Genomic DNA, 18,552 nt, shown 5'->3' on the forward strand with positions numbered 1-18,552 from the left:
GTCAGGCCGAAATCTAATGGGGACAAATCTTTTTCAAAGACCTAAATATAATGGGACTGTCACTCTGCTAGGTCATGTCTTACGACTTCAATCGCCATTGCTTGCAGTGGGCTGCTAAGTAAAATATGGGGGGCTGTGACGGTAACTCTCTCACCAATTTCTAAATCTTCGTATAAATCGGCATCTGTTATATGATAGTAAATCACATCATTTGGGTCATCATTATTTAAATAGTCTGATAACGAATGGTTGGAGGCATCATTCCTTGAGATATTCTGAACCACCGCGATCATGGGAGTTTTATCTTGGTTGATTTGCTTATCAAAAATAAAATCACCGGTCTCCATCTTTACTTGATTGCAACCAGCCATAAAACTGCTAAGAAGCAATAGGGCAATAGCTGAATGTATTTTTCTCACTATAATTATTCTTCTCCTCATGTAATATTCCATGGGCTCTTCGTATGCTTCATGTTATTTTAAATGATACCATATTTTGTAAGGGGTGATTATGGTGATTTCAGCGATTACCCAAATAGATTCAGGTCGTACGTGCATCCGATGTGGCAGGCTCGTCCACGGCTTTCAGTTTATCGTTCAGAATGCTGTCCTCAAGCACGCTGAACTTATCCCCGTATACCTTCGTTATATGCTTCTCTCCCCACGCGCAGAGCATATCCAGAATGCCGGTCAAGCTCTTGCCGTAATCACTCAGCTCATACTCCACTTTGGGCGGGACTTGATTATGAATAATGCGATTGATTACGCCATCGTCCTCCAGCTCCCGCAGCTGCTGTGTCAGCATTTTTTGCGTGATATTCGGCATGAGGCGCTTCAGCTCGCTGGTTCGTTTACGGCCATGGGTCAGGTGGCAAAGGATTACGCATTTCCACTTGCCTCCGATCACTTCCAATGTCGCTTCGACGGCAATATTGTATTTCTTCGCTTGCATATTCATCCTCCTATTGGATAGGCACTGAAAAGTAACTAGGGTACTGCGAAGTGCCTACATTACAAAAAAGTACGTTCTTCACATAAAATTCGATATGGATCATAATAGCATTTGCCAGCTGGATTACACCATACTCAATTTTTTTACAATATACAAGCAAGCGAATTGGATAGGGGGAATTTCAACACCATGATCATAGATAAAAAAAGAAGTTTCTTTGCGCTGCTGGCGCTTGCCGTCAGTGCCTTTGCGATCGGAACAACGGAGTTCATCAGCGTAGGGCTGCTGCCGTTGATCTCGGAGGATATGAATATATCCGTTACGACCGCCGGATTAACCGTATCGATGTACGCCTTGGGCGTCACCTTCGGTGCGCCCATCCTAACGTCGCTTACCTCGAGGATGTCCAGGAAGACCCTGCTGCTATGGATCATGATCATTTTTATTATCGGAAACAGCTTGGCGGCTGGCGCGGCTTCCATCGGCATTCTGCTTGCGGCTCGCGTGCTTTCGGCCTTTTCCCATGGGGTATTTATGTCGATCGGTTCGGTCATCGCCGCCAGCGTGGTGCCAGAGAACCGCAGAGCCTCCGCGATCTCCATTATGTTTACAGGACTTACCGTCGCTACGGTGACCGGTGTTCCGATCGGAACGTTTATCGGTCAGCAGTGGGGCTGGAGACTGGCTTTTGTCGCCATTGCTCTGGTCGGTGTCGCTGCTTTCATCGCGAACAGCATTCTGATCCCGTCGGACATGCCGAAAGGAGAGCGGACCTCATTCCGCGATCAGGCTAAGCTGCTGACCAATCGCCGTTTGCTGCTGATGCTCCTGATTACCGCGCTCGGTTACGGCGGCACCTTTGTTGTCTTTACTTATTTATCCCCACTGCTTCAGGATATAACAGGCTTCAAGGAAAATACGGTAGCCGTCATTCTGCTCGTTTACGGGATTGCCATAGCGCTAGGTAATATCATCGGCGGGAAAGCAGCAAATCGCAGTCCGCTCAAAGCACTGCTCTATATGTTCAGCGTTCAAGCGGTGGTGCTGTTCTCGCTTACGTTTACCGCGCCGTTTAAAGTTGCCGGATTCATTACGATTATTCTCATGGGATTTCTGGCTTTCATGAATGTTCCGGGGCTGCAGGTTTATGTTGTTGAGCTGGCTGAGCGGTTTGCGCCAAGCGCTGTGAATATGGCCTCGGCACTGAACATTGCGGCATTCAATGCAGGCATCGCCATCGGCTCCTTTTTGGGCGGCTTGATTACGAAATCGATGGGCTTGATTCACACGGCTTGGATTGGAGCGTTGATGGTATTCGCGGCGGTCGCGCTTACGGGATTGAGCTTGAAGCTGGCAAGAAAGGATTCGGAGAATCCGGATCGTCCATATACGAAAGCGGCTTGAATGGAAAATTTAGGATGAAGGGAGGTGATGTTTAAGCGTTTCATCGGAAATACTGCAACTAGGCTCCATTTCTTCACAAACATAAAACTTTCGGAGGTTCATCAACATGACAGCAAAACACTTACAAGATACAACCACTTTATATAATGGCGTCAGCATGCCTTGGTTTGGACTTGGCGTATTTAAAGTAGAGGAAGGACCGGAGCTGGTAAACGCCGTCCGCACGGCAATTCGGCATGGCTATCGCTCCATAGATACGGCCGCCATATACGGAAATGAAGAAGGGGTCGGACAGGGCATCCGCGAGGGCTTGGAAGCTGCCGGGATCAAGCGGGAGGATCTGTTTGTCACATCCAAAGTATGGAATGCCGATCTGGGGTATGAGTCCACCTTGAAGGCTTACGAGGAAAGTCTCCGGAAGCTGGGTCTTGAATACTTGGATTTATACCTTATACACTGGCCGGTTGAAGGGAAATATACAGAGGCGTGGAAGGCATTAGAAACGCTGTACAAGCAAGGGCGTGTCAAAGCTATTGGCGTCAGCAACTTCCAGATCCATCACCTCGAGCAGTTAATGAAGGAAACCGAAATCAAACCGATGGTGAACCAGGTGGAATATCATCCACGACTAACGCAAAAGGAACTGCAGGCGTACTGCCAGGAGAATGGAATTCAGCTTGAGGCTTGGTCTCCATTAATGCAGGGACAGCTCCTGGATCAGGAGGATCTTCTGCGCATTGCTGAAAAGTATCAAAAATCCATCGCGCAGATCATTCTTCGTTGGGATATCCAAAACGGTGTGGTCACGATTCCGAAATCGACCAAGGAACATCGGATTATCGAGAACGCAGACATCTTTGATTTTGAATTGTCCGCCGAGGATATGCAGCGCATTGACAGCCTGAACCAAAATCACAGAGTGGGACCGGATCCGGACAATTTTGATTTCTGAGAAATTTGTGTTTACGCAAGGATAGAAGTGTAATAAATATTGCGGCTCTCCTCAATCCTCGGGCGGTACGACGGGGAATCAGGAGGGTCCATTCCTACATAATGGAAGGAGAGAGCGTTAATGAATTTGGAGCTACAAGGAAAAGTCGCTCTGGTAACAGGCTCAACGTCCGGCATTGGCAAAGCGATAGCCATGTCGCTTGCAGCGGAGGGCGCATCCGTCATTATTAATGGTAGGCATGAGGATAAGGTAAAACAGACGATCCATGACATTCATGCCGTCCATCCCGATGCCGAGCTGCGTTATGTCGTGGCGGATCTCGGAACGGAGGAGGGCTGTCACCAGGTCAGGGAAGCTGCTCCTGTCATTGACATTCTGATCAACAATATGGGGATTTTTGAGCCCGCTGAATTTTTCGATATCCCCGATTCGGAGTGGTTCAGGTTCTTCGAGACGAATATCATGAGCGGCGTCCGGTTAACCCGGCATTATTTGAAGAACATGATCATTCGGAATGAAGGTCGAATTATTTTTATCGCTAGTGAAGCAGCCATCATGCCTTCCCAAGAGACGGCACATTACAGCGCAACCAAGACGATGCAGCTGTCCCTTTCCCGGAGCTTGGCCGAGCTGACGACAGGAACCCGCGTTACGGTCAATACCGTCATGCCCGGCTCTACGCTTACGGAAGGCGTGGAGACGATGCTGAAAACCCTCTATCCCAATGAAGAGCTCACCATCGAAGAAGCGGAGCGGCGGTTTATGAAGGAGAATCGGCCGACTTCCATTATTCAGCGGCTGATTCGTCCAGAGGAGATTGCCGATTTTGTCACGTATCTCAGCAGTCCTAAATCCTCCGCGATTAACGGCTCGGCTCTCCGCATCGACGGGGGCTTGGTACGGAGCGTATTCTAAGCAACCGGATGCATCGTAGGCGCTCCGTTAGGATCGGAATTTCTGCCTGAAGGATTTGGGTTTGATGCCTGTATAGCGAATAAAACACCGTATGAAATACGGAAATGAGCCGAATCCGGATTCTTCGGCAATCCGTCCGATCGGATCGTTGGTGTGGATCAGCAATCGCTTGGCTTGTTCGATCCGATGCCGTGTCAAATATTCCAAGGGCGTGCAGCCGAACGTTTTTTTCATGCAAATGGACAGGTAGTTCTGATGAAAATGCATGGCCTCGGCTAATCGACGGTAGCTCACCGGCTCTTTGTAATGCTGTCTAAGATAGTTTGCGGTTCGTTCCGCAATGGCATAATGAGGATGGTGATGCTGGATCCCTTCCTCTTCAGTTTGGAGCAGCAGGAGCAGTTCTTGGAGAAGCTGCTGCTGCTTCCAGCGTGCCGTGGATGAAGGCGATTGCTGGAGCGTCTGCAGCTGTTCAAGGATGAGGACGGCTTGTTCTTTGGAAGGCAGCTCTCCGTATTTGGGGATATAAAAAGAGAATGTTTCGATTTGGACATAAGTCTGATCCGATTGCGATAAGGCAAACGGGGTTCGTTCCTCCGCTTCCGTCCAAGATCCTAGCGTCTGAAAATGAAGCCAATAAAAATGCGTCTCCTCCTGGCAGGGCTGAAATGTCCGGTGTGCCGCATCCGGTCTTAAAATCAAGTAGCTGCCGGCCTTTACCCTGTAACATACACCATTATCCTCCAGAAACAACGCTCCTCGGGTGACCAGAATCAGATCAAACACTCCGATGTTAAACCGATCCGCGTGTTTGTCTCCCTCCTGATAGGTATCTTCACCACTACTAATATAATGGGGCAGCGGCGGTGCCGTGAATTGAATCATCATGTACGTCCAAGCCTCCTCCTCTTGCTAACTTCTCTCTAGGATAATCGTTAACGCCTTCCGGATACAAGAATCAAGCATGTTGCAATCGGATAAAAAGAGGTTGTTTCTGTGTATAGGGCACCGCTCGGGTGAGATGGTATAGTTCTACCAGAGTGCACTTACAAGACAGAAACAAGGAGCGTGGACGTTCATGCTGCACGAGACTGCTTTTAACAGCTTGCCACTGGGCGCGATTAAGCCGGGCGGCTGGCTGAAAGATCAGCTGGAGATCCAAGCCAGCGGGTTTACCGGATGCTTGGAAGAGCATTGGAAGGACGTCGGAGATGACAATGGATGGCTGGGCGGCCATGGAGAGAGCTGGGAGCGAGGCCCGTATTATGTCGATGGCTTGCTACCGCTCGCCTATTTGCTTGAGGACGAAGCCTTGATTGGCAAGGCCAATCGCTGGATCGAGTGGTCGCTTGCAAGCCAGCGGGAGAACGGTATGTTCGGTCCGGAGCGTATTACCTCCGTGAACCAGGATATCGATAAGGAGCAGGACTGGTGGCATTACATGATCATGCTGAAAGTGATGATGCAGCATGAAGAAGCAACAGGCGATGAACGGATCATCCCATTTCTGACAAAGTTCTTTACTTATGTCCATTCGGTTATCGAGGAACAGCCGCTGCGGGGCTGGGCCAAAGCAAGGGGAGCGGAGATGCTCCTGTGCATCGTGTGGTTATATAGACGTACGAAGCAGCCTGTTCTGTTAGAGCTAGCCGATATCGTTGCCGGACAAACCACGGACTGGAGCGATATTTTTCATGATTTTCCGTTCTGGCGAAAAGTGGAAGAGTGGGATTGGACAACCCATGTCGTGAATGTAGCGATGGGCATTAAAACGCCGGGCGTATTATTTGAGTTGAATGGCAGTCCGATGGAGCGGGAAAGCGTGCACCGGGGCATCGATTCCCTGATGACGTATCACGGTCAAGCGCATGGCATGTTCTCCGGAGATGAATGGTTATCCGGCACCCATCCGAGTCAAGGCGTAGAATTATGTGCCGTCGTCGAGTATATGTTCTCGATGGAGCAGCTGACGAGAATACTCGGGGAAGGGCGCTTCGGGGACATTTTGGAAAAGGTTGCTTTTAATGCGCTGCCTGCCGCCATCTCTCCGGATTGGACCTCGCATCAGTATGATCAGCAAGTCAACCAGATCATCTGCAATGTCGCTCCGCGGGCATGGAGCAACGGACCCGACGCCAACGTGTTCGGTCTGGAGCCGAACTTTGGATGCTGCACGGCCAACATGCATCAAGGCTGGCCTAAGCTGGCCGCGCATCTGTGGATGAAGGATCAGGAGGAGGGGCTCGTTGCCGTGTCCTATGCCCCGTGCACGGTTAGGACGACAGTCGGCCGCCATGACGTTGCGGCTGTGATCGAGGTAACCGGCGAATATCCGTTCAAGGACCGCATTCGAATCCACATGTCGTTAGAACGGGCGGAATCGTTCCCTTTATCGCTGCGGATCCCCGCCTGGTGCGACGATCCCGTCATAACGCTGAATGGGCGCGAATTGCCATTCCAAGTAGAGTCCGGTTATGCAAGGATCGTACAACATTGGCAGAACGGTGACCGATTGGAACTTCACTTGCCCATGGAAGTCAGGTTGGTATCCCGAAATATGTACGCCACCAGCATCGAGCGAGGGCCGCTCGTGTATGTGCTGCCCGTCAAGGAAAATTGGCAGATGATCCGGCAGCGCGACATGTTTCACGATTGGGAGCTATACCCTGCATCCCCATGGAAATACGGCCTGCTAGCCGATACGCCGTTCGAGATAATCGAACAGGACATGGTTCGCCAGCCGTTCCAAGCACAGGATGCGCCTGTCAGGGTGAAGGTTAGGGGCCAGCTGATCCGGGATTGGAAAATGGAAGGCAACAACGCCGGCAACCCTCCGCTGCATCCAGATACGGACGGACAGCCCATTACGGAATTGGAGCTGGTTCCGTATGGAAGCGCCAGGCTTCGGATTGGGGAATTTCCATTAATCGGGGAGCGGAGAAGGGCTGATAAGCGTTAAAGCAAGCCGGATTGAACCATCGAAAAAACCGCGTTGATCGCGGTTTTTTTGTTGTACAGTTGCGTTCAAGCTTAAGATAAGTGCTTACGAAGCTCAGAAACACACATAATATGGAGTTATTGGAAAAGATGATAGCGTGCCTTGGGGTTACGGTTTATCCAACGATATAATGAATGAGACCAATACCGAAGCAGTCTATTCACGTATTTTCACGACCATCGAGTCGTTGCACAATGACGGAGGGGCATAATTTGCGAGAAATCAATTGGGTAGAGAAAAGCGAGGCGCTCGAATTATTGCTGCAGCATGAAACTACATTTCAAGTTATCCCGTTAGACTCCGGTCTGGAAGCAGAGGTGGCGAAGATCGTCACGTCAACGGCAGACTGCGTGCTAAAGGTATGGAATAGAGCTTCCAAGCCCGATGTTCAAATGCAATATCAAATATTGAATGCATTGCATTCGCATGGAAGAGCAGTATCGAAGCCTTTGGGCTGGGGGACAGACCGGGAAGGCAATCCAGTAATGCTGACCAGTTACGACGGAAGGCCTGTTCAAAATATCGATCAGCTTAAACTATTGAAACTAGCGAAGATATTAATGGATATACATAAGCTGCCCTTGGAAAGGCTGAACGGATTCAATCTGCCGAGGTATGACTTTATCTCTTATTTTTATCCACGAATTGAGGAGTTCCCTGATATTCAACAACCTCTGATGGAGCTTGTTCTGCGCGCGAGCATGGAACAAGAATATGTCATCCATGGCGATTATCACCTAGGCAATATTCTGGAGAATGAAAACGAGCTGACCGTTATTGATTGGACGAATGTCCAAATGGGCGATCCTCGATATGATATCGGATGGTCGATTATCTTAATGTGGATATATGTAAGAGAAAAGCGAGCTTCCTTCTACCGTGCTGCATTTTGTGCCGAGAACCGATTCGAAGCGGATGAGCTTGAGCTGTTTGAAGCGATAGCCTGTCTGCGCTGGATCTTGCTCAACAGAGTGGACCACCCACCAGTTAGAAACGACACGATCGCCAGGGTCAGGTCAATATTGAACAGCAACAAGTATTTGCATTCCTTGCTTATCGAAGTTTGATCCTAAAGTAGCACAACCGGTCCTCCACTAGTTGGTGGACGATTTGAGGAATCTTGCAGCAGTATACTGAGCCTTGTACCATCTTACATGGATGGTGTGGGGCTTGTTCGGGTTAATTGAGCAGTGGATAGGTTTGTGTTAGGGGACGGTTTAGAAGTGGGAGTGATGAGCTTGATTCAGTTTATTGCCTGGACAAGTCCCAAAAGGGGACATGTGCGGGCAAAAAGGAGCTCCAGAGGTGCAGCAAGTCCCCAAAAGAGATTTGTCGCGGGCAAAAAGGAATTACAGTGGCGGAGGAAGTCCCAAAAAGGGGACTTTTGCAGGCCCAAAGGAGCTCCCGAGGCTGAGCAAGATGACTTTTAAAAGATAGAGTTGACATGCGCCTAGTTTTTACTATAACCTGTGAATGTAATCGTTTACGTAATCGATTACATGAAATCACTTAGGGTTGAGGTGAGCCATACTTGGCAAGAGCGACCATTAAACAAGTAGCGGAGGAAGCAGAGGTATCCACGGCGACCGTTTCAAGGGTACTGAACAATACCGATTTTGTAAGCGATGAGATTAAAGAGCGAGTGATGGCGGCGGTGAACAAGTTGAATTATCGTCCAAGCGCCATCGCCCGCAGTCTGAAGCAGGACCGGACCTATATGATCGGGGTCGTCGTTCCCGATATTTCCAACCCTTATTTTATGGGAATCTCCAAAGGTATTGAGGATGTTGTAGGGAAAGAAGGCTTTCAGCTTATTTTCTGCAGCTCGGATGAGAATCCGGACAAGGAAAAGCGACTTCTTAAGCTTATGCAGGAAAAGCGCGTGGATGCCGTTGTACTGGCGACTTCAGGCGGAAATGATCCGGCGATCAAGCAGCTGGCAGATTCCCGGATGCCGATCATTCTCGTAGACCGCAAGCCGGACTCGCCGGAAGCGGGGTTGATGCTCGATCTGGTAGCCGAGGACAATACGGAAGGCGCTTCCCGCCTGACTCGGAAGCTGCTGGAGGATGGTCATAAGGCAATTGGAGTCGTAAACGGTCCGACGCGATCCAGCACGGGCAGGGAACGACTGGACGGTGTTCGGAAAGCGATGAAGGAATACGCCCTGAACGAGGAACCTATCGTGTATAATGGCGACTTTTCAACGGAAGATGGAATCCAGGCCGTACGGCATTTTTTGGATGCGGACCATCGTCCAACCGCGATCATATCCCTGAATAACCGTATGAGCCTTGGTGTTTTGCTTGAAATTGTACGCAGCGGTCTAAGGATTCCGTCCGACATGGCTGTAGCTTCTTTCGGTGAAGTAGAGGCCGGACCACTCCTTAAAGAATCGGGAATTTATTATCTGGAACAGCGTCCCTATGACATGGGAATAAAAGCCGGAGAAATTCTTCTGCGCCGCATTCGTGAAGAAGCGCCGCTGTTGAAGCCGGCATTTGAGATATATGGCACTGAAGTGAAACAGTTGAATTGATCCTATACTTTGGAGGAGATGGATATGAAGCAGTTATACACGATCGGCGTGGATTTCGGAACGGAATCGGGCAGGGCTCTGTTGGTTGATATTACGACCGGGCAGGAGGTTGCCACCCATGTGACGCCATACAAGCATGGAGTCATGGACGAGGTGCTGGTCCACTCGGGTCTGAAGCTGGAGCAGGACTGGGCGCTGCAGCATCCGGGCGATTATCTGGAGGTGCTTCGGCAATCTATCCCGCATGTGCTGTCGGAGGCAGATGTATCCCCGGATCAAGTCATCGGGATTGGCATCGACTTCACGGCATGCACGATGATGCCGCTGGATGCCGGGGGAACTCCGCTGTGCATGCTGGATGAGTGGAGGGACAATCCGCATAGCTGGGTAAAGCTGTGGAAGCATCATGCGGCGCAGGACGAAGCGAACCTGATCAATGAAACCGCTAAGCGGCGAGGGGAGAAATTTCTGTCACGCTACGGAGGGAAGCTGTCCTCGGAGTGGATGCTTGCAAAGTCTTTACAGATTTTGCATGAAGCTCCTGAGTTGTACGAGCAAGCTGTATTGTTCATGGAGGCTGCCGATTGGGTGGTCATGCAATTGACCGGTCAGCTCGCACGGAGCAGCTGTACCGCCGGCTATAAAGCCAATTGGCATAAACGGGAGGGGTATCCGTCCAAGGAATTCCTGCAGTCGCTTGATCCGAGGTTTGGAGACCTTGTGGAGACGAAGCTGAGAGGTCCGATCAAGCCGCTGGGTTCGAAAGCTGGCGGATTAACCGAATCGATGGCAGCCCTGACAGGGCTTCTGCCGGGTACCGCGGTAGCCGTAGCTAACATCGATGCCCATGCCATGGTGCCGGCGGTCAGTGTCGTCACCCCGGGCAAGCTGGTGCTCGCCATGGGAACCTCGACTTGTCATTTGATATTAAGCGACAAGGAAATGACAGGGGAAGGCATTTGCGGTGTCGTCGAGGATGGAATCATTCCAGGTTATTACGGGTATGAAGCAGGACAATCGGCGGTTGGCGATATCTTCGCCTGGTATGTGGATGAGGCGGTGCCAGAATATGTCCGGCGCAAGGCTGCGGAGGAGCGCCTTGGCATTCATGAGTGGCTTGAGAGGGAAGCGGCCCAATATGCCCCTGGTCAAACCGGCCTGCTGGCGATCGATTGGTGGAACGGTAGCCGCTCCGTGCTGATGGATGCTGATCTGAGCGGCGTCATCCTTGGATTGACCCTGCAGACCAAGCCTGCGGAAATATACCGGGCACTGTTAGAGGCTACCGCATTTGGAACGCGGGCGATCATCGAAGCCTTTACGGAAAGCGGCGTAGAGGTTCAGGAGCTTTACGCTTGCGGCGGATTGCCTCAGCGTAACCGGCTGCTGATGCAAATCTATGCCGATGTTACCGGCAAGGAAATCAAAGTTGCGGATACCGTTCAGACCGCTGCTTTTGGGGCAGCTATGTTCGGCGCCGTGGCGGCAGGCAAGGAACAGGGAGGCTTTGGGAGCATCGTAGAAGCTGCAGAAGCCATTGCCCGTGTTCGGGAAGAAACCTTTAAGCCGATTGAGGCTAATGTGCGCGTGTATGATCAATTGTACAAGGAATACAAACGACTTCATGATTATTTGGGAAGAGGCGAAAACGGGGTGCTGAAACGCTTAAAGTCATTAAAGAGCGGCGCCGGCAGTGAGGGATAGAAACATCGGGAAGAGCGAAATGAATTTATGCCCGCCGAAGCCGCAGCTCTCCCTCTTCTATGAACACTTCCCCCCTAGTACCATGTGCAATTAAAGTAACTCATAAATCTTATAAATAGGAACGACCGTTTTCCCGTAAAGATTATTGCGGACGGTCGTTTTTTTTCATGATCAAAGGATATTGCCAAGTGCGGTCTTGGTGATCCATTACCCCATCGTCTTCACCAAGATAAACCGTCGTCCCTAGATGAATGTCTGGCAGAACACTCCGCCCCAAGACGGAGCTTCACTTAATGCCGGAGACGGTGTAATCCGGTACATCCCATCATGTATGCTTATTCTAAGGAATCCGGTATGCGCGATGAATAAAGGATGGATCTAATCCGAAACGTGCGGCGCATCCGAATAAGGGTGGTGAATCAGCTGCTTATCATTAAAAACGCCATGCAAAGCATGTGGATGGCATGGGAACGCATCTTTAAATGGTCTTCGCGTTTTCGCGGTTCACATACGTTTCACTTCGGCATCTGTACCGTCATGATCAAGAAGCATCGGGGGGCGCCGATCATCTGCGCCGATTCGACCGTCATTTCGCAAGGCGATTGGATCGGCGAGCTTCATCTGGACAATGCTGAAATCTTAAACCTGATCCGTACCGAAGGTCCCGACCTTGCAGCCCTCAAGATCGCAAGGCTCGGCCGGCGATCGATGAAGCTTATCAGCCGGGCCTATGCCGATCAGTCCGAGTTCAACGAGGTAAGAGCCTTGGTCGGCATTACGCTGCTCCACCGCGGGTTGACGCACGGCCTCGGGTTCGAGATGCAGGCCATGGAGCAAGGCTTGTTCCGGAGAATGACGACGTTGTATCTTCGCCTGCTGTTGTCGGTGCTGCACCCCGAAGGCAAGAACCGGATCGGTCGCCGTACAGAACAGCTCATCCCGATGATGCTGATCCATACCCGCGCTTCGCTTGCGAGACGATTTCCGAGCCCGGTCCACGAGACGGTGATGGAACAAGCGCGATAGCCTTCTTGTAATCCATCTAGGGATTAGGGGGCGCGCAAAGCCGCCGCTATAAAAAGCGTTCGGCTGTTAGAAAGAGGAATGCTGACAGCATTACGTACTATGGTTTGGAGGTAGCAGAGTAATATGGAGGATTGGTACAAGCTGGATCACGCCGGGAAGCTGTTTCCAGCCGTGGCGGGCCAAGAAAACTCATCAACCTACCGGTTGTCGTTCTTACTGAAACATCCCGTAAAGCCACCGATTTTGCAGAAGGCGCTGGATAGCGTAATTACGCGGTTTCCACTGCTTCATGTGGAGATGGGAAACGGGTTGTTCTGGAAATTTTTACGGGAAAAGGAGTCGCCGCTGCGGGTGGAGCCGGAGGGCACATACCCTTGCGCGCCGGTGTCGCTCTCGGATTCGAACGCTAGCCTGGTTCGCATTCTGTATCACGGCAGCAAGATCAGCGTCGAAATTTTTCATGCGTTGACCGACGGCGGGGGTGCCCTTGAGTTTCTTAAAACGCTAGTGTTCCAGTATTTATGTCTGCTTGGCGAAAATGTGGATGACAAGCAGGGGATGATCCTGCCGCCTGCGTCGTTTGCCAGATATGCGGAAGCCCAGGACAGCTTCAAGGCACACTATACATCAGAGCCGCCGCTTGATCTGGACAAGGCTCCCGAGGCGTTCCAAATACGAGGGACACGCTTTGTTCCCTACGGCCACAACGTCATTCACGGCATGCTTCGGGCCTCCGGCCTGAATGCATGTGCGAAAGAGAAGGGCGTAACGTTGACGGCGTATTTGACGGCCATTCTGGTGATAGCGGTCCATCATGCGGGTGAGCCACTAAATACGGAGCGTCGACCGATCGTAATCAGCATGCCGGTGAATCTGCGAAATATCTTTCCATCCAGCAGCCTCCGCAACTTTTTCGCGGTCATCAATATAGGCATTGCTGCGGCAGAGAACATGGATTTCGAGCAGGTGCTCGTGCAAGTCCAACAACAAATGAAGGAGAAAACAACGAAGTCTTATTTGTCTCGCACGATGTCCGGGAGCATGAAATACGAGAACACCTTCCTATCGCGAATCGCTCCGCTAAAGCTGAAGGATTTGGCAATCCGCTACGGATTTGACCATTATGGGGAAGAAGCCAAGACCCTTACGTTAACCAATCTGGGAAGGGTCGAGGTGCCGGAGGGAATGGCGGCGCATATTGAAGTGATGGAAACAACGATGTACCCTACGGCCAAAAGCCCGATGAACTGCGCGGTATGCTCCATCAACGATCAGCTGACCGTGACCTTCGCAAGAAATATCGTTGAGAGCGACATTATCATGCACTTCTTCCGCGAACTGTCCGGATTTACCGGGCTTGAGGTCAGGATTGTCAGCAATGATTGGGGGATGGGAGCATGAGATGCGTTAGCTGCGGCGTTACGGTGGATCCGGCCCATGCGGTTTGTCCGCTTTGTCGGCGAAATACGGCCGGAGGCAGCAAAACGGCGGGCAATCGCTGGTATCCTTCCTATTCCGCAATGCCGGAACCGCGCGAGAGCGGCACGTTTGCCAGATCGCTGATTTTTATGATTATGGCGGTAATCAGCATTACCCTCGTCATTAACGTTTTGGGAAGCCGTGATGTTTGGTGGAGTCTGTATGTTGCACCCTGTGTGCTGTACGCGTGGCTGCTCATCCGTCACACGTTGATGTCCAATTCACATCTAGGGGCCAAAATCGTCGTTCAATGGCTCGGTCTGTCCGGTATGCTGCTATGGATCAACGCGCTTTCGGGTGGGACCGCCTGGTCAACCGGGTACGTCATCCCGTTCCTGGTTATGGCTGCAACCCTGCTGATGACGTTGCTCTGCATTGCAAAGCCGCTTGGCTGGCGCGAGTTCGGAGGATATTTGCTGCTTATGGTGTTTCTGGGATTTACCCCCTTACTGTTCTTTCTGCTCGGTCTTTCGCACGTATTATGGCCGTCGGTTTCGGCAGCGATGTATGCCCTGTTGACGTTCGGCGGGATGTGGCTGCTTGCGGACAAGGGCTTCCGCAAAGAAGTGAAGCGCAGGCTGCACTATTGACGAAAGTCATGAGGGGAATGATACCAAATGGATCATTCACCAAAAAGCCGAATGTGAATCAGCGTACGGACAAGATAGGGGTGGAAAAGAGAATACGGACCACGATGTATGATGCGGAGCACGGGTCCTGTACTAAGAAGATACACATGGTGTGTGTCTTTTTTTGTCGGTCAAAATATATAGACGTAAAAGAATATCTATTATTGTGATAGGACATTAGTTAAAAATGACTTAAAGTTGGTTTTATTTTTTAGAGGTGGGAGTAACGATGCTTTAACAATAACGAATATTCGGAGGTTGAACCGCATGACCGGTATATCTGAAGTGAGGACTTATCCAGTTACACCGCAGGATCGAATGAATTATTTGCTGGGACTGTACTCGGCAGTTCAGTAAATTGGCATGGTGTTGCATTTTCCCAGCCGGCAGTTTTCGGGGAGGCCGATGCGGGTTATATGACTGCACCTATCATGTTATCCCCATTCTTCAATTTGGGAGCCAGCACATATCGCAACACCCTTGCGTTATCTGTCGGCGATCATACCCCGGCCGTCACATGGGAGAACGTGAATCGTCTACTTGATGATATGGTGAGAGAGCTCACCGACGGCAGCCCAGGTTGACATGTCAAGGATAGGCTTCAGCCGTCACGCTTAGGTGATGAGGCTGGGAGCCTGTTTTTGTATTGGGGAGGAATACAAAGCATTTAAATTTTTGGTGAGTGCGAATAAGTTTTAGAGTAATAAAAATTACTTTTAGACGTAAATATTTGTTGACTTACAGAGTAACATGAATTACTCTTTGAAGTAAATATCATGGCAGTTCGCTAAACTGGTATTCAGTGACTGCCTGGTCATTTAGGGAGGAGAGGCTGTATGTCCAAGGTGCATGTGTTGAAACCGGATATTCATTCGCTTCATGGATTTTTCAGCAGGGAACTTGAGCCGGCTCTCTATATTCAGTCCGGGGATACGGTCGAGTATCAAACGCTGGATGCGGGTTGGGGACTTGCGAAGCGTTCTTCGCCAGGAGAGCCGAGATTGAAGTTTACCGAGCGCCTGCCGGAGCGGCAGGAGAAGCAGTTTGGGCATGCTCTGCTGGGTCCCGTACATATCGAAGGGGCGGAGCCTGGGGGCACATTGGAGATCCGGATCAATGAGATTGTGCCCGGCTCCTGGGGCTGGACCTCTGCCGGTGGCTTTCCTAGCTATTGGAACGAGAAGCTGGGCATGTCGGATACCGAGGAAGTGGCGCTGGATTTCGAACTGGATGCCCGGACGATGATCGGACGAAGCCAGTTCGGTAATTTCAAATACGGCGTCGGCCTGAAGCCGTTTATGGGAATTATGGGCATGCCGCCACAAGAAAAAGGCAGACATACCACGTTCGTGCCCAGGCCATATGGAGGCAACCTGGACTGCAAAGAGTTAACCGCCGGCAGTACGTTGTATCTGCCGATCCCGGTAAGCGGCGGCTTATTCTCGACAGGGGATGGCCATGCTGCGCAAGGAGACGGCGAAGTTAGCGGGCCCGCCTTGGAATGTCCCATGGAAAAGGTGAGTCTGACCTTCCGTGTCCGTGATGACATGGCCATTACAATGCCCCGGGCAAAGACGGGCACGGGCTGGCTGACGATGGGCTTCCACGAGGATCTTGACGAAGCGATGTGGATCGCTGTGAACGGGATGCTTGATCTTATGACCGAGCTCTATGCGATTTCAAGGACTGAAGCATATGCTTATGCCACATTGACAGTGGATCTAAGAATCACTCAAATCGTGAATACGGCTAAGGGCGTGCATGCTTTTCTGCCATTCGACGCGTTGAGATAGGAAGGAGAGGGGGAAATACCGACTTCAGGCATTAGAAGCGTACGCTTTGAAACCTGTTGGATGAAGGTTTGCACTTTATTAAAAATAGCTGCTTATACCTAGGAGGAACTGTAAATGCAATTATGTGAAACGATGGTGAATAACAATGGGGTGCATATTCACGTGACGGAGGCCCATCGGGAACTGAATAAGGGAGATGTTCCGCTCGTTATCATTCCCGGGTTGTCAGAATCAGCAGAAGATTACATTAGCATTGTAGAGAAGCTGACTCCCCGACATATCATTATGATCACGCTCCGCGGCCGGGGCAAAAGCGACTCCCCTGCATCGGGATTCACGCTCGAGGATCATATCAGTGATATCGACGCGGTTGTTCGTCATTTAGAACTTGAGTCATTCATTCTCATGGGATATTCAAGGGGCGTGTCGTATCAGCTAGGCTATGCCGTTCAGCATCCTGAACGCATCCGGGGGTTGATCATCGGCGACTATCCTGCCATTCATACTCAGCTTCCGCCGGGATGGGTGGAGTTCTTCGCATCCTTACCGCCGTGGCGGGGGAAGAAGCTGTATGACCGGATGCAGGCCGGGGCCTTGCATGCACTGCAGCGGGAATCAAGCAAGGTGGAGTTATGGGATGACTTGACCACTTTGACTTGTCCAGCCTTGATTATCCGTGGCGTAAAACCGCATCCCGGGTTATCATTAGAAGCAGCGGAGCAGTACAAGCTGAAGCTGCCACAGGCCAAGCTTGTGGAGTTCGATCAGCATGACCATAATATTTTCGAACCGGACGCGGAAGCGTTTGTCCGCACCGCAGATTCCTTTATGAACGCGATCAGGTAAGATCCTGAAGAAACATGAATCTACTATTAAAAAAGGGTGTACGCATTTGGACAATCTGAAGCTTAATGTATCGCTGCTGCGACAAAGAGTTCCGAACCTGACGAGCGCTGCCAAGTCGGTTGGATTGCGGCCGGCCACCGTCTCCAATTTATGTACGGGGAAGATCCCGGTCGGCCGCGCGGAAGTCCGCACGATTGCCGCATTGGCAGCGCTGGCGAAATGCAGTTTGGATGAGCTGATCTTGCGCGGAGATCGGATCGATATGATCGAAACGGGCATTAAGCCGCTCGATTTATTTGCCCCGATCGCTAAAGGCGGGACGGTAGGTTTAGTGGCCCGTCCGGGAATGGGGCAGCTGGTGCTGCTCGGCGAATTGTTCCATCATTTTAAACGGGATGGTTATATGACGATTCTGCTGAAGCCAGAAGGGGAATACCCCGAGCTGCAGGATATGCTGGATGATGTGGAGCGGGTGGCGTATTCCATAGAAGAAGTTTATGATGTCGCGGTAAGCACGCCGCCGGGTAAGGAGATGATGCTCGCCGCGGACCGGGAGCATGTGCTGACCGGAAAAATATACGAGCTGCAGGAGCGTCTGCAGCAGGAAGGCCATCAGCATGTTACCACATTTCTCGTCGACCTGAAAGGAGCTGTGGTTGATGAGGATATTCCTTACGGTCCGCTCGAAACGCTCTGGTATTTCGACGCGGATCTGGCGGCAAGACATATGTTTCCTGCCGTCAATCCGATCTACTCTACCTCGTCGGTGCTGGAAGGTGCCCATCTGGATCAGAATCACGCCTCGGTTCAGCAGCGGGCTCAGAAGCTGCTGCGCCGTTACCGCGAGCTTCGCTCATTAGTACAGGTGAGGGGTCTGCAGGCGATTCCTGCATCGGAAACGGAAGTGTATCAGAGAGGGGAGAGACTGGAGGCTTACCTTACACAGCCTTTTTACATTGCAAAAGCCTATTCCGGAAGAGAAGGGGAACGGGTTCCGCTCCAAGACACCCTGCATGACGTTCAGGCGATTCTGAATGGAAGTATGGATCATCGGGACGTAGAGAGCTTAACCTGGATCGGAAAAATAAATTAGTGCCGCAACAAGTGCAAACAAGCCGGTTCTGCTTCGCAAAGCAGAATTCGGCTTTTCGCATGCTCTCTATTAAATCCGGATTAATTCGGATTTCCCATTGAATATCATAGGTTCCTTTAATATAATTATCCAAGCTTGATCGACTGGCCGCATCTTGGACGGGGTCAGAGGATTACCGTTTTGGGAACCGGCCGTTCGATTATTTAACAAAAGAAGGAGACAT

General features: G+C 50.9%; 17 protein-coding genes. 14 read left to right on the plus strand and 3 right to left on the minus strand.

Translation table 11 applies throughout. From position 1 onward, the window contains the following. Positions 1-59: 59 nt before the first annotated feature. Both NST44_RS18365 and NST44_RS18370 read right to left on the minus strand, forming a co-directional pair. On the minus strand, positions 60-419 hold the full coding sequence (locus tag NST44_RS18365; protein WP_213615305.1) for a DUF3221 domain-containing protein: 360 nt from the start codon (positions 417-419) through the stop codon (positions 60-62). A gap of 121 nt (positions 420-540) precedes the next feature. Further along, the gene (locus NST44_RS18370) at positions 541-951 is read right to left on the minus strand and encodes a winged helix-turn-helix transcriptional regulator (RefSeq protein WP_007130258.1); all 411 of its coding nucleotides are present in this window, start codon (positions 949-951) and stop codon (positions 541-543) included. A gap of 189 nt (positions 952-1,140) precedes the next feature. Between NST44_RS18370 and NST44_RS18375 the strand changes: the two genes are divergently transcribed. The 3 genes from NST44_RS18375 (at position 1,141) to NST44_RS18385 (ending at position 4,222) form a co-directional block, all read left to right on the plus strand. Beyond that, complete coding sequence (locus NST44_RS18375; protein ID WP_007130257.1) at positions 1,141-2,355, plus strand: MFS transporter; 1,215 nt, start codon at positions 1,141-1,143, stop codon at positions 2,353-2,355. Positions 2,356-2,461: 106 nt separating this feature from the next. Then, entirely contained in the window at positions 2,462-3,307 is an 846-nt protein-coding gene (locus NST44_RS18380) for an aldo/keto reductase (protein WP_213615307.1), read from the plus strand. A 120-nt stretch (positions 3,308-3,427) separates the two neighbouring features. Continuing rightward, positions 3,428-4,222 (plus strand): SDR family NAD(P)-dependent oxidoreductase, encoded by a 795-nt coding sequence (locus NST44_RS18385; RefSeq protein WP_340900344.1) that lies wholly within the window; start codon positions 3,428-3,430, stop codon positions 4,220-4,222. A 27-nt stretch (positions 4,223-4,249) separates the two neighbouring features. On the opposite strand, the gene NST44_RS18390 is transcribed toward NST44_RS18385, so the two are convergent. Beyond that, positions 4,250-5,110 carry a helix-turn-helix transcriptional regulator gene (locus tag NST44_RS18390; protein ID WP_007130254.1) on the minus strand — a complete coding sequence of 287 codons (861 nt, stop codon included), beginning with the start codon at positions 5,108-5,110 and terminating at the stop codon, positions 4,250-4,252. A 190-nt stretch (positions 5,111-5,300) separates the two neighbouring features. Here NST44_RS18390 and NST44_RS18395 point away from each other — a divergent pair, with 190 nt between their 5' ends. The 11 genes from NST44_RS18395 (at position 5,301) to NST44_RS18445 (ending at position 18,329) form a co-directional block, all read left to right on the plus strand. Then, the gene (locus tag NST44_RS18395; protein ID WP_340900346.1) at positions 5,301-7,181 is read left to right on the plus strand and encodes a beta-L-arabinofuranosidase domain-containing protein; all 1,881 of its coding nucleotides are present in this window, start codon (positions 5,301-5,303) and stop codon (positions 7,179-7,181) included. 173 nt (positions 7,182-7,354) lie between these two features. Further along, a complete protein-coding gene (locus NST44_RS18400) occupies positions 7,355-8,287 on the plus strand; it encodes an aminoglycoside phosphotransferase family protein (RefSeq protein ID WP_244869206.1) in 933 nt (310 codons plus the stop codon). 464 nt (positions 8,288-8,751) lie between these two features. Then, entirely contained in the window at positions 8,752-9,759 is a 1,008-nt protein-coding gene (locus tag NST44_RS18405; RefSeq protein WP_007130251.1) for a LacI family DNA-binding transcriptional regulator, read from the plus strand. A 24-nt stretch (positions 9,760-9,783) separates the two neighbouring features. Beyond that, positions 9,784-11,463 carry a ribulokinase gene (locus NST44_RS18410; RefSeq protein ID WP_007130250.1) on the plus strand — a complete coding sequence of 560 codons (1,680 nt, stop codon included), beginning with the start codon at positions 9,784-9,786 and terminating at the stop codon, positions 11,461-11,463. Positions 11,464-11,835: 372 nt separating this feature from the next. Beyond that, a complete protein-coding gene (locus NST44_RS18415; protein WP_340900348.1) occupies positions 11,836-12,489 on the plus strand; it encodes a YkoP family protein in 654 nt (217 codons plus the stop codon). 123 nt (positions 12,490-12,612) lie between these two features. Continuing rightward, complete coding sequence (locus NST44_RS18420; protein WP_007130248.1) at positions 12,613-13,890, plus strand: hypothetical protein; 1,278 nt, start codon at positions 12,613-12,615, stop codon at positions 13,888-13,890. Beyond that, the gene (locus tag NST44_RS18425) at positions 13,887-14,558 is read left to right on the plus strand and encodes a DUF6320 domain-containing protein (RefSeq protein WP_007130247.1); all 672 of its coding nucleotides are present in this window, start codon (positions 13,887-13,889) and stop codon (positions 14,556-14,558) included. The genes NST44_RS18420 and NST44_RS18425 overlap by 4 nt, the downstream gene beginning before the upstream one ends. A gap of 455 nt (positions 14,559-15,013) precedes the next feature. Then, the gene (locus NST44_RS18430) at positions 15,014-15,181 is read left to right on the plus strand and encodes a hypothetical protein (RefSeq protein WP_157462167.1); all 168 of its coding nucleotides are present in this window, start codon (positions 15,014-15,016) and stop codon (positions 15,179-15,181) included. A gap of 252 nt (positions 15,182-15,433) precedes the next feature. Continuing rightward, entirely contained in the window at positions 15,434-16,390 is a 957-nt protein-coding gene (locus NST44_RS18435; RefSeq protein WP_007130246.1) for an acetamidase/formamidase family protein, read from the plus strand. 114 nt (positions 16,391-16,504) lie between these two features. Next, positions 16,505-17,236: an alpha/beta fold hydrolase gene (locus tag NST44_RS18440; RefSeq protein ID WP_007130245.1), complete on the plus strand. Its 732-nt coding sequence runs from the start codon at positions 16,505-16,507 to the stop codon at positions 17,234-17,236. A gap of 46 nt (positions 17,237-17,282) precedes the next feature. Next, on the plus strand, positions 17,283-18,329 hold the full coding sequence (locus tag NST44_RS18445; protein WP_007130244.1) for an ATP synthase beta subunit C-terminal domain-containing protein: 1,047 nt from the start codon (positions 17,283-17,285) through the stop codon (positions 18,327-18,329). The last annotated feature ends 223 nt before the right edge of the window (positions 18,330-18,552 follow it).

It is taken from the genome of Paenibacillus sp. FSL W8-0919, assembly GCF_038003785.1.
Taxonomy (GTDB): Bacteria; Bacillota; Bacilli; order Paenibacillales; family Paenibacillaceae; genus Paenibacillus_AQ; species Paenibacillus_AQ lactis.

Coding starts and splice junctions, on each gene's coding strand:
- NST44_RS18370 (WP_007130258.1), bottom strand. CDS start 951: ATGCAAGCGAAGAAATACAATATTGCCGTCGAAGCGACATTGGAAGTG.
- NST44_RS18375 (WP_007130257.1), top strand. CDS start 1,141: ATGATCATAGATAAAAAAAGAAGTTTCTTTGCGCTGCTGGCGCTTGCC.
- NST44_RS18380 (WP_213615307.1), top strand. CDS start 2,462: ATGACAGCAAAACACTTACAAGATACAACCACTTTATATAATGGCGTC.
- NST44_RS18385 (WP_340900344.1), top strand. CDS start 3,428: ATGAATTTGGAGCTACAAGGAAAAGTCGCTCTGGTAACAGGCTCAACG.
- NST44_RS18390 (WP_007130254.1), bottom strand. CDS start 5,110: ATGATGATTCAATTCACGGCACCGCCGCTGCCCCATTATATTAGTAGT.
- NST44_RS18395 (WP_340900346.1), top strand. CDS start 5,301: ATGCTGCACGAGACTGCTTTTAACAGCTTGCCACTGGGCGCGATTAAG.
- NST44_RS18400 (WP_244869206.1), top strand. CDS start 7,355: ATGAGACCAATACCGAAGCAGTCTATTCACGTATTTTCACGACCATCG.
- NST44_RS18410 (WP_007130250.1), top strand. CDS start 9,784: ATGAAGCAGTTATACACGATCGGCGTGGATTTCGGAACGGAATCGGGC.
- NST44_RS18415 (WP_340900348.1), top strand. CDS start 11,836: ATGGATCTAATCCGAAACGTGCGGCGCATCCGAATAAGGGTGGTGAAT.
- NST44_RS18420 (WP_007130248.1), top strand. CDS start 12,613: ATGGAGGATTGGTACAAGCTGGATCACGCCGGGAAGCTGTTTCCAGCC.
- NST44_RS18425 (WP_007130247.1), top strand. CDS start 13,887: ATGAGATGCGTTAGCTGCGGCGTTACGGTGGATCCGGCCCATGCGGTT.
- NST44_RS18430 (WP_157462167.1), top strand. CDS start 15,014: ATGACTGCACCTATCATGTTATCCCCATTCTTCAATTTGGGAGCCAGC.
- NST44_RS18435 (WP_007130246.1), top strand. CDS start 15,434: ATGTCCAAGGTGCATGTGTTGAAACCGGATATTCATTCGCTTCATGGA.
- NST44_RS18440 (WP_007130245.1), top strand. CDS start 16,505: ATGCAATTATGTGAAACGATGGTGAATAACAATGGGGTGCATATTCAC.